The organism is Rhodococcus sp. 14C212 (assembly GCF_011058195.1).
Classification (GTDB): domain Bacteria; phylum Actinomycetota; class Actinomycetes; order Mycobacteriales; family Mycobacteriaceae; genus Rhodococcus; species Rhodococcus aetherivorans.
The window spans coordinates 1-11,778 of sequence record NZ_JAALEH010000127.1; the positions used below are offsets into that span (position 1 = coordinate 1).

Here is an 11,778-nt window from a genome sequence, read left to right on the forward strand (position 1 = left end):
TATTCCTCCAGCGGGCCGGGCGCCGCCGGGCAGGGCCGATGTCGGGTCATCACACACCCCCAGGAACCGCACGAGCACTACTTCCGGCTTACCTCGGACCCGTCGGAAAGTCAACAAACTACCGTTAATCCCGCAACCCAACAGTGTCGAGGTGCGGATGATGCCGTTGACACTCAGTCCGACGAGTTGTTCGACGTCGTCCCCCCACGTACCGCGTCTCATGACGCCCATGATCACCGGGAAATGCCGCGATCGAGGGGCGCAACGGGAGGACGGACCAAATCTGTGGATGAACGGCGTGGTTGTGGACTACCGGTCTCGGACGGACGGACCGAATGTCACATGGGTTCGATGCGATCGAAGCGGTGTGACATTCGGTCCGAGCGGTCAGGGGACGACCCAGGTCCCGACTCCCGGCAGGTACGTGAAGCCGTTCGGGACGGTGACGGTGGCGACGATTCGGCCGGAGCCGGTCTCGGCGCGGGGTGTACCGGTCATTCCTCCGCCGAGCACCGGCCGGGACGGGAGTTCGTTGGTCCCGCTGGCCCCGGTGGTGATGTTGGTCCAGGAGATTTTGCAGTAGCACCACATGCTGCCGCCGAACCAGCTGATACCGGGCTCGTCGGGGTCGACGCGCACCGTGACCGCTTCGTTCACCAGGGCGCCCCCGTAACCGAACGAGCCGGACTCGCCCGATCCGATGACACGCGTGAGCGTAGTGGCGGTTTCGGGAGCGGCGACGGCTGCCGGGGCAGTCGCCACTCCGGCGCCGAGAACCGCGACGGTAACCGCCGCGAGCCCGAATGCACGCTTCTTCGACATACAGTTCCTTCCGTAGCCGGCCCACCCCCGCTAGCCCGATGAACAGTTCGCAATCGAGCAGAATCGAACATTCGTGACATCGTGCCCGAACCGGACGCCGTTACCGGCGGCGCGACTCGCGTTGGCCGAATGTCACATTCGGTCGATAGAAGCGAAGCGATGTGACATTCGGCCAAACAGCACGAGAGGACCGCACGCGGGAGTCGGCGGCAGAAGGGCGACCTACTCGTAGACGCGCAGCGTGCCCGGATTCCACAGGCCGGAGCGCGTGACCGCCTCGGTCTGCGGCTCGGCCGGCACCGCGTCCGGGTAGAACCGCACGTACCGCTCGAGCGAGCCCCAGTCGCGGGCCCAGTCGTCCTTCAGGTACGTGGGGATCTGCTCGGGGCGGGCGAGGGCTTCGGTGAAACCGAGGGGTCCACCGTTGTCCGCGGATTGCCAAGTGTCGGTGGAGGATACGGCCAGCGGACGGTCCGGCAGGATGCGGTAGTTCGGCATCTCGGCGATGCCGTAGCGGTGGTCGAACGGGCGCTGGCACGGGAACTGCAGGCCGACCGCCCAGTCGAGCAGCACCGGCTGTTCCGCGCCGACCACGGCATTGAGCGTGTCGAGCTTCGGCACGCGCGGCGGGGTGAACGCCAGCCACTGGTCGCCGGTGAGGTTGGGATCGTTGGCGACGATGCGGACGGCATCGGTGTCGGCGGGGAGCTCGGACAGCGGGATCCGCAGGTTCCGCCACGACGGTGCAGGTCCGATGTCGCGCGGCAGGTAGGTACCCTGCGGCTCGACGGTGCCGTCGGGCAGGCGCCTGCCGTACTCGACGAGCAGCGACTGGCCGTAGGTGGTGGCGCCGGTGTCGTCGACGGACCAGATGCGGCCGGCCGCCGAGATGACGACGAGCGGCGCGTCGTCGCTGCGCTCGGGCAGCCCGTACCAGCTCGACGTGAGCAGCGCCGGTTCCTGCACCCCCTCCTGGTAGCTGCCGAGCACCGGAGTGACGGCCGGGTCGAGGCCGAAGGGCAGCTTGGCCTCGGAGCCGTTGACGGTGCGCGCGCCGGTGCCGCCGGTGGTGCCGCCCCCGGCGCCGGTCTCGAACGTCGGACCGACGCTCTGGTTGTCGGTGTTGCCCTGGCCGGGCTTGACCTCCACGTAGTCGGCGGTGAGGTCCGACGGGATGCCGTTGGGACTGAAGCCCTCGGGGGCCGCGCCGGCGAGGGCGTCGCCGTTCAGCGGCGGGTTGTCCGGGTCGACGATGGGCGCGAGCCGGCCGGAGTTCGGGTCCGATTCGACGAGTACGTCGTTCGCCAGGCCGCACGTCTGGCCTGTGAGCGCGCCGACGTTGGACCGGGCGAGCGAGTACGCCGGGTACTGCGACACGGCGCCCTTGAGCAGCGACAGCACCTCGAAGAGCACCATCGCTCCGGCGACGACGGTCAGGGGCGCGGCCGCGAACTTGCGGATCCGGCGGCCCTTGCGGGTCGTGGGCTTGGGCTGCGGCGGCGCGTAGCCCTCACGCAGGTACTGCCACGCGACGAGTCCGAGGGCCATCCCGAAAAGGAGCAGGAGCAGCGAGCTGGACTGGTTGCCGTTGAACGAGACGGTCTTGTCGAACCACGGGATGCCGTAGCTCGACACGTACCACCAGCCGTTGATGCCCGCGAACGACACGGCCAGCACGAACAGCAGCCCGGCGACGAAGATGGTGCGGTTGCGCCGCGACCGCAGCGCGCTCGCGGAGACGATGACGGCGGTGAGCGCGGCGAGGGAACCCGCGATGCCCGCGTACGCCCCGAAGTGGTGGGTCCACTTCGTGGGGTTGAACATCATGAAGAAGATCGTGCCGAAGACGATGCCGATCAGCCGCCACGACGGGCCGGTCGCGACGCCGGGGATGCGGCGGCGGCGCAGTAGCACCAGCAGCGACGTGAACAGGCACAGCAGCATGACGAGGAACGCGAACCGGCGCGCGAGCGAGCCGTCGACGGTCTGCACGAACAGGTAGTAGTAGCGGAGGAAGTCGTTCCACCACTCCTCGTTCGGGCCGATGATGGTGCGCACGCGGGTGGCCTCGAGCACGGCGGCGAGGGTCTGGTCGGCGAACACGACGACGAGCACGAGGGTGCCCGCGGCGGCGATCGGTGCGAGCAGCGGCAGCGTCCCGACCTCACGGTGGCGGCGGACGACGATGCGGGTCATGGGCCGGACGCCGGCGAGCAGCGCGGCCACACACATCAGGCCGGTCGGGGCGGCGGCGAGGGTGAACGCGCCGATCATGACGGCCGTCGCGGCCGGCAACAGCCGGCCGGTGGCGATCGCCCGTTCGATCGAGCACCAGGTCAGCAGGGCGCCGAGCGCGACGATCGGCTCGGGGCGCAGGCCGTTGTTGTAGGGCAGCCAGAAGGCGAGGAACACCAGGCCACCGGTCCACAGGGCGACGGTGTTGTGCCGGACGGCGCGACCGAGGCGTGGCACCACCTCGCGGCTGATCACCATCCAGCAGGTGATGCCGGCGAGCAGGGCGGGCAGCCGCATCCAGACGCTGGCGGTGGAGACCTCGGCGAACGCGGCGAGCACGTCGTAATACCAGCCGAACGGAGCCTCGGGGACGCCGAACCAGCGGAAGTAGTTGGCCATGTAGCCGGAGTGCTCGGAGACCCGGGCCATGGTCAGCAGGTAGCCGTCGTCGGAGGTGTTCGCACCGAAGAAGTGCCAGCCGACGAGGGTGCCGACGACGACGGCGTCGACGCCGGTGAACTTCCACCAGTGCGACGGCAGGAAGCGGCGGTGCCCGCGGCCGTCGGTGCCGTCGAGCTTGGCGAGCGCGGCGATCGCCAGCGCGGTCGACAGCGTCGCCAGGATCATCGCGAGGAGCTTGACCAGCGTCGGCGACGACGAGAACCGGGAGTCGACATCGACGGTCACCGACATGCCGGGCACCGTGGTGTCGAGGTCGCTGAACACGCCCACCACGAGGGGACGCAGGTCGCCGGTCAGCTCACCGGAGCGCGGGTTGCCGTTCTCGTCGCTGAGGCCGACGAACTCCGCGGTGGTGCGGTCGACGTCGGAGAAGATGCTGATCTCGGTGCACGCGGCGGACTCGACGTCGCTGCGCGGGGCGGTGGCCACGACGACGTTGCGGTCGAGGACGTCGACGTTCTCGGCGCCCACTCGCACGAACATCGCGTTGAGCGCGGCGCCCTCACCGCTTGCCGGTGCGGTCGCGAGGAGGAGGCCGCCGCCCGGCGGCATGCCGGCGACGGCGGTACACGGCACCGTCGCACTCAGCTGCCGCGGTACCTGCGACATGAGCGGCACCTCGACCGGCGCGGTCGAGCCGTTCTGCGGCCACGTGACGGTGGCTTCGGTGACCTCGACGGGCAGGAACGGGGTCGCGACGGCGAGGAGCACACCGAGCAGGCCCGCCACCGTGGCGACGAGCCGGGCGGTGCGGTATCGCGCCCGCAGATCCCGGGCAACCGGCGGCCGGGTTACGGCTGCGGAGGGGGCGGGAACTGTGGTCACGTCGTCGGGCACGATTGTCGATGGTATCGGGCCCAGCTGAGTGGACGCACCGTCCCTACCGCGGCGTAGGACCCTATTCACGCATTACGGGCACTCCGTCGCGGATCGGTCCGGGCGACCACCAGCCCCAGCGGACGACGTCCTCGGTGGCGATCTCCGCGGTCGTCGCGCCCGGGTCGATGGGCGCGTACCGCTCCAGCGAGCCCCAGTCACGGTCCCAGTCGTGGTTCAGATAGGTGGGGATGGTCTCGGCGGTGAGCAGCAGCGGTATCCAGCCGAGCGGGCCGCCGCCGATGTCGTCCTGCCAGCCGTTGGTGGAGTCGGCGCCGACCCGGTCGGGCAGGATCCGGTACTCGGGGACCTCGGCGACGCCGTAGCGGTGGTCGAACGGACGCTGGCAGGGGAACGCCAGACCCACCGACCAGTCGAGCAGGACGGGGGTCGTGGAGCCGACGAGGGTGTTCAGCGTCTCGAGGCGCGGCAACCGCGGCGGGGTGACGGCCACCCACTGCTCGGGTGCCAGGTTGCCGTCCGTCACCACCAGCCGGACCGCGTCGGCATCGGCGGGGATCCGGTCGCTCGGCACCCGCAGGTTGCGCCACGAGGGGGACGGACCGATGTCGACGGGCGCGACGCGCGCCAGCGGCTCGACGTTCGAACCGCCGCCGGTTCGCCCGAACTCGAGCAGCACGTCCGCGCCCGGGGTGAGGACGCCGTCGGGGTCGACGTAGTGCACGCGGCCGGCGGCGGTGACGACCAGCAGCGGCGTGGCGTCGGTGCGTTCGGGCAGCGCGTACCAGCCGGACTCGAGGTCGGCTTCCTGCTGTGCCCCGGTGCGGTAGCTGCCGAGCACGGGGGTGCGGGCGGGGTCCAGGCCGAACGGCAGCGCGACGGTGCTGTCGTTGATGCCGGCGGTGCCGCGGCCGCCGCCGGTGCCGGCGCCGGTGGAGGTGGTGGTGCCGCCCCCGTCGGTGTCGACGGTGTTGGCGCCGCCCGTGGTGGAGATCTCCTCGTCGGCGGTGAGGTCGAGGGCGACGCCGTTCGGGGTGAAGCCGTCGGCGGTGCCGGCGCCGAGCGCATCGGCGACGTCGCCGTCGAGGGGGGTCAGGGAGGTGGCGCTGGGGTCGGTCTCGACGAGAACGTCGTCGGCGAGGCCGCAGCTGCTGCCGGTGAGGGCGGCCGCGTTCGACCGGGCGATCGAGTACGCCGGGTACTGCGCGACCGCGCCCTTGACGAGCGAGAGCACCTCGAACAGGACGACACCCGCGGCGACGACGGTCAGCGGCGCCGAGGCGATCACCTTGACCCGGCCGTTGCGGTCGGGCTTCGGGGTGGCGAACGGTTCGCGCAGGTGGAACCACGCGGCGACGGCCAGCGCGACGAGGGCCAGCGCGAGCAGGGCGGTGGAGAAGGCGCGTCCGGAGATGGACGGCGGCTTGTCCCACCACGGAATCCCGTAGCTGGACACGTACCACCAGCCGTTGGAGCCGGTGAACGCCAGCGCCAGCACGAACAGCACCCCGGCGGTGAAGAGGGCGCGGTTGCGTGCGGAGCGGATGCCGACGGCGCCGACGCCGACCGCGGCGAGCGCGGCGACGGACCCGGCCAGTCCGGCGTACACGCCGAAGTGGTGGGTCCACTTGGTCGGGGTGAGCATCATCAGCAGCAGCGACGCGAAGACGATGCCGAGGATGCGGCGCGACGGACCGAGGGCGGTACCGGGGATGCGGCCCTTGCGCAGGATCAGCATCACGCACACCACCAGGCACAGCAGCATGACGAACACGCCGAAGCGGCGACTGAGGGATCCGTCGGGGGAGACGGTCAGCAGCGCGTCCCAGCGCAGCCGTTCGTCGAACCAGGGCACGTTGGGTCCGACGGCGGAACGCACGCGGGTCGCCTCGAGCACCGAGGCGAGGGTCTGGTCGGCGAAGACGACGACGAGGACGACGGTGCCCGCGGCGAGGATGGCAGCCACGGGCGGGACGACCCCGACCAGCCGTCGTCGACCGACCAGCCGGACGACGACGGGCCGGGCTCCGGCGACGAGCGCGGCGACCGCGATGAGCCCCGTGGGACCCGCGGCGAGGGAGAAGGCGGCGAGCAGCACGGCGATCGCGGCGGGCAGCATGCGGCCGGTGGCGACGGCGCGTTCGATCGAGCACCAGGTGAGCAGGGCGCCGAGCGCGATGATGGGCTCGGGCCGCAGGCCGTTGTCGTAGGGCAGCCAGAAGGCGAGGAACACCAGGCCCGCCGTCCACAGCGCGATGCGGTTGCGGCGGACGGCGACTCCGAGCCGGGGGATGACCTCGCGGCTGATGACCATCCAGCAGGCGACGGCGGCGAGCAGGGCGGGCAGCCGCATCCACACGCTGGCGGTGGAGACCTTCGCGAGCAGGACGAGCACGTCGTAGTACCAGCCGAACGGGGCCTCGGGGACGCCGAACCATCGGTAGTAGTTGGCCATGTAGCCGGCGTCGTCGGAGGCGCGGGCCATGGTGAGGATGTAGCCGTCGTCGGAGGTGTTGGCGCCGATGACGTGCCACAGCAGCAGCGTGCCGACGACGACCGCGTCCACCGCGGTGAACCGCCACCAGTGGGCGGGCAGGACCCGGCGGGCGCGGCGGTTGTCGACGCCGTCGAGCCGGTGCAGCGCCACGAGCGACAGCAGGGTCGCAAGGAGGCAGGCGACCATCGCGACGAACTTGACGAGCGTCGGAGTGGAGGTGAACCGCGAGTCGAGGGCGGCGCGGACGGACAGCCGCTCGGCGTCCGGGCCGGAGGTGAGGGCCTCTACCGAGCCCTGCAGGTCGGAGTAGACCCCGACCATCTGCGGCCGGTGATCGCCGTCCAGCATCGCGACGTGGTGCCCGTCGTCGTGTTGCTCGAGGCCGACGATCTCGGCGGCGGTGCGGTCGGCGTTGGTGGCGACGGTGACGGCCGTGCACCGGTGCTCGTCGTCGATCGGTGCCGACACGACCACCGAGTTGCGCAGCACCACCTCCACGGTGGCGGAGCCATCGTCGGTGCCGGGGACGGTCCGGATCACGAGGGCGTTCTCGGTGGCGTCGGGGGCGCCCGGCGGCACGGTGGAGACCAGGGTGCCGCCGCCGTCGTCGAGCAGGGGGAAGGCCGAGCACGGCACGCTCGCCCGCAGTTCGAGGGGGGTGTAGGAGACGAGGGGAGCCTCGATGTTGGTCAGGTCGGTGCCCTGCGGCCAGCTGACGGTGGCGGCCTCCTGCCGGACCGGCAGGAACGGCACGGCCAGGGCGAGCACCATGCCGAGCAGTCCGGTGACCGTCGCGACGATCCTGGCCGTGCGCACGCGGGCCTTCGTATCGGCGTAAGCGGGCGTTTCGGGCGAAAGGACATCGACGGGCACAAGGATCGATGCTAGGCGAGGGAGGGCGGAGCCGGGGGTGAGCACCTCCGGTCAGGAGGCGGCCCCGTGCTCGACGGGGTCGCCCGCCAGGTCGCCGGCCAGGTCGTCGAGGGAGAGCCCGAGGACCCGGGCGAGCGCGGTGACGGTGAAGAAGGCGGGCGTGGCGATGCGACCGGTCTCGATCTTCCGGAGCGTCTCGACGGAGATGCCGGCGTCGCCGGCGACCGTGGCCATGCTGGCGGTGCCGCGCGCCGCGCGCAGACGTTCGCCGAGCCGCCGGCCGCGCTCGAGTTGGACCGGGGTCAGCGGTTCGCGCACCATGCCCGTATAGTAATACCGGTATTTCTATTGGGAGGCGACATGGTCGAACTGAAGACGCCCGGCGAGATCGAGGCGATGCGGGCCGCCGGCGCCGTGGTCGCGGACGCGCTCGCCGCCGTGCGGGCCCACGCGGCGATCGGGGTCTCCCTGACGGAACTCGACGACGTCGCCGCCGCGGTCCTCCGCGACGCCGGCGCGACCTCCCCGTTCCTCGGCTACCGCCCCGAGTGGGCTCCGTCGCCGTTCCCCGGAGTCGTGTGCGCGAGCGTCGACGACGCCGTCGTCCACGGCATTCCCGGCGGCTACCGGCTGCGTGACGGCGATCTGGTGAGCATCGACTGCGGGGCCGTGCTCGACGGCTGGTGCGGGGACGCCGCCGTGAGCTTCACCGTCGGCGCCGCCGACCGCGAGGCCCTCGCCCTGATCGCCGCGACGGAGGAGGCCCTCGCGCGCGGCATCGCCGCGGCCGTGCCGGGCAACCGCCTCGGCGACATCGGCGCGGCGATCGGCGGATACGTCCGCTCCCGCGGCTACGGCATGCTCGCCGACCACGGTGGCCACGGCATCGGCCACCGCATGCACGAGGACCCGCACGTGCCCAACGAGGGCCGGGCCGGGCGCGGGATGCGGCTGCGGCCCGGGCTGGTGCTGGCCATCGAGCCGATGCTGCACGCCGGCGGCGGCGACGACTACCGGCACGACCCGGACGGGTGGACGCTGCGCACCGCCGACGGCAGCCGGGCCGCGCACTGTGAGCACACCGTCGCGATCACCGAGGACGGCCCGGTCGTCCTCACCCACCGCTGAGGACGTATCGAGCCCCGGACGGGCCGGTCCGACCCGCGACGAAGCGACCCCGGTAGGCACTAGCATCGGCCTATGGCCAGGGCGACGGCGATCGGCGAGGCCCTGCGTGGCGCGGGCCTCCCCGACGTGCTCGACGACACCACCACCCGGGCCCTGTACTCGTCCGACGCCTCCCTCTACCGGGTGCCCCCGCAGGCGGTGGTGCGGCCCCGTGAGATCGACGAGGTCGCCACCGTGCTCGAGGTGTGCCGCCGGCACGGCATTCCGCTCACCTCGCGCGGCGGCGGAACGTCCGTCGCCGGCAACGCCGTCGGCCCCGGCGTCGTGCTCGACTTCAGCCGTCATCTCGGCCGTGTCCTGCAGATCGACCCCGAGGCCCGCACCGCGACGGTGCAGCCCGGCGTCGTCCAGTCCGACCTGCAGCGCGCGGCCGCCCCGCACGGACTGCGCTTCGGCCCCGACCCGTCCACCCACAACCGCTGCACCGTCGGCGGGATGATCGGCAACAACGCCTGCGGTGCCCGCACCCTCGGCTACGGTCGCACGTCCGACAACGTCCTCGGCCTCGAGGTGCTCACCGGCGCGGGCCGGCACCTGTCGCTGCCCGACGACGCCCCCGTCCTGGAGTCGCTGCGCCGGATCGTGCTCGACCACCTCGCCACCATCCGCACCGAGTTCGGCCGGTTCGGCCGGCAGGCGTCCGGCTACGCCCTCGAACACCTGTTGCCGGAGAACGGGTTCGACGTCCTGCGTTTCCTCGTCGGCAGCGAGGGCACGCTCGGCGTCGTCACCGAGGCGACGGTGCGGCTCGTCGCCGATCCCGCGGTGCGCGTCCTGGTGGCCCTCGGCTACCCCGACATCGCGACGGCCGGCGACGCCGCGCACGCGCTGCTCGGCTTCACCCCGACCGCGTGCGAGGGACTCGACTCGCGGATCGTCGACGTGGTGCGCGCGCGGCGCGGCCCGGCGGCGGTGCCGCCGCTGCCGCGCGGGGCGGCGTGGCTGTTCGTCGAACTGTCCGGCGACGACGCCGGCGAGGTGCTTGCCCGGGCGAAGTCTCTCGAACACGCCGTCTCGGCGGTGGATTCGCTGGTCGTGACCGATCCGGGGAAAGCCGCGCAACTGTGGCGGATCCGGGAGGACGGCGCCGGGCTGTCCGGGCGCAGCCCCGCCGGGTTGCCCGCCCACTCCGGCTGGGAGGATGCCGCAGTCCCGCCGGAGCGGGTAGGGGAGTACCTGCGCGAGTTCGAGTTGCTGCTGACCCGCTACGGCGTCACCGGCTATCCGTACGGGCACTTCGCCGACGGCTGCCTCCACATCCGCCTCGACGTGCCGCTCGAGATCCCCGGCATATTCCGCGAATTCCTCTTCGCGGCAGGCGAACTCGTGGCCTCGTTCGGAGGCTCGATGTCCGGCGAGCACGGCGACGGCCGGGCGCGCAGCGAACTGCTGCCCCTGATGTACTCGCCGACCGCGCTGCGGCTGTTCGGGGCGGTCAAGGCGGTGTTCGACCCCGAGGGCCTGCTCAATCCCGGCGTGCTCGTCGATCCCGTCCCCTCGGATCGGGACCTCAGAGTCCCGGCTGCGCAACGGGTCCAGGGCGGCCTGGCATTCCGGTACACCGGCGACGGCGGCGACTTCACGCAGGCCGTGCACCGCTGCACCGGCGTCGGCAAATGCCGCGCCGACACCGCCGGCCTCGGCGGGGTGATGTGCCCGTCGTACCTGGCGACGCGGGAGGAGAAGGATTCCACCCGCGGCCGGGCCCGGGTCCTGCAGGAGATGCTCAACGGCACTCTCGTCACCGGGTCCTGGCGCTCACCGGAGGTGCACGAGGCGCTCGAGCTGTGCCTGGCGTGCAAGGGCTGCGCCTCCGACTGTCCGACCGGTGTGGACATGGCCACCTTCAAATCCGAAGTGCTGCACCAAAGTTACCGAGGTCGCGTGCGGCCCGTCGCGCACTACACCCTCGGACGGCTGCCGCGCTGGGCGGCGCTGGCGAGCCGGGCGCCGCGCGCCGTGAACGCGCTGGGCAAGGTGCCGGGGGTGGCGGCCGCCGGGCTGACCCTCGCCGGAGTGGACCGGCGCCGCCGCGTGCCCGAGTTCGCGCCGCGCACGTTCCGGCGCTGGTTCGCAGACACGGCCGCCGAGCGTCGCACGGACGGCGAGCCCGTCCTGCTGTTCGTCGACACCTTCACCGAGTACTTCACCCCGGAGGTGGCGATCGCCGCGGTGCGGGTGCTCGAGGCCGCAGGCCGACGGGTGTGCGTGACCGACCGGCAACAGTGCTGCGGACTGACGTGGATCACCACCGGTCAGCTGGATGCCGCCCGGAAGATCTTGGGCCGCACCCTCTCCGCTCTGTTCCCCGCCGGCATGCCGATCGTGGGGCTCGAACCGTCGTGCACCGCGGTCCTGCGCTCCGACGCCGTCGAGCTGCTCGGGTTCGAGCCCGCGCGCGTCGTCGCCGAGTCGACGGTGACGCTGGCCGAGCTGCTCGGCGACTGGGAGCCGCCGTCGCTGTCCGGGACGTCGGTGGTGGCCCAACCGCACTGCCACCACCATGCCGTGATGGGGTGGGGCGCCGACGCGGCGCTGCTGCGCCGGGCCGGCGCGACGGTCACCCGGCTCGGCGGATGCTGCGGTCTCGCCGGCAACTTCGGGGTGGTGCCCGGGCACTACGACGTCTCCGTCGCCGTCGCCGGGCACCAGTTGCTGCCCGCGCTCGCCGCCGCGGGCCCGGACGACGTCGTGCTCGCCGACGGCTACTCCTGCCGCACCCAGATCGCCGACCTCACCGACCGGCAAGGGGTACACCTCGCGCAGCTGCTCGCGTCCAGGCTGTGAGCCGACGATCCACAGAGATTCCGTACCTCTACCCACCTCGATCGTCGTGGGTGTCCGGGACGCGGGTGGGCCCGGGG

General features: G+C 72.0%; 6 protein-coding genes and 1 pseudogene. 2 read left to right on the plus strand and 5 right to left on the minus strand.

All coding sequences use genetic code 11. The features are described from left to right. The 5 genes and pseudogenes from G6038_RS31030 to G6038_RS28355 form a co-directional block, all read right to left on the minus strand. A pseudogene (locus G6038_RS31030) lies at positions 1–222 on the minus strand (hypothetical protein); the annotation flags it as partial. Between the two features lie 165 nt (positions 223–387). After that, complete coding sequence (locus G6038_RS28340) at positions 388–822, minus strand: hypothetical protein (RefSeq protein WP_165041919.1); 435 nt, start codon at positions 820–822, stop codon at positions 388–390. A gap of 222 nt (positions 823–1,044) precedes the next feature. Continuing rightward, positions 1,045–4,356, minus strand: coding sequence for an arabinosyltransferase domain-containing protein (locus G6038_RS28345; protein ID WP_165041921.1), 3,312 nt, complete (start codon positions 4,354–4,356; stop codon positions 1,045–1,047). A gap of 61 nt (positions 4,357–4,417) precedes the next feature. Then, positions 4,418–7,669: an arabinosyltransferase domain-containing protein gene (locus G6038_RS28350; protein WP_165041923.1), complete on the minus strand. Its 3,252-nt coding sequence runs from the start codon at positions 7,667–7,669 to the stop codon at positions 4,418–4,420. 108 nt (positions 7,670–7,777) lie between these two features. After that, complete coding sequence (locus G6038_RS28355; RefSeq protein WP_165041925.1) at positions 7,778–8,047, minus strand: helix-turn-helix transcriptional regulator; 270 nt, start codon at positions 8,045–8,047, stop codon at positions 7,778–7,780. 39 nt (positions 8,048–8,086) lie between these two features. Between G6038_RS28355 and map the strand changes: the two genes are divergently transcribed. Both map and G6038_RS28365 read left to right on the plus strand, forming a co-directional pair. Next, positions 8,087–8,854 (plus strand): type I methionyl aminopeptidase, encoded by a 768-nt coding sequence (map, locus tag G6038_RS28360; RefSeq protein WP_165041927.1) that lies wholly within the window; start codon positions 8,087–8,089, stop codon positions 8,852–8,854. 72 nt (positions 8,855–8,926) lie between these two features. After that, a complete protein-coding gene (locus G6038_RS28365) occupies positions 8,927–11,701 on the plus strand; it encodes an FAD-binding and (Fe-S)-binding domain-containing protein (protein ID WP_165041929.1) in 2,775 nt (924 codons plus the stop codon). Positions 11,702–11,778: the final 77 nt, after the last annotated feature.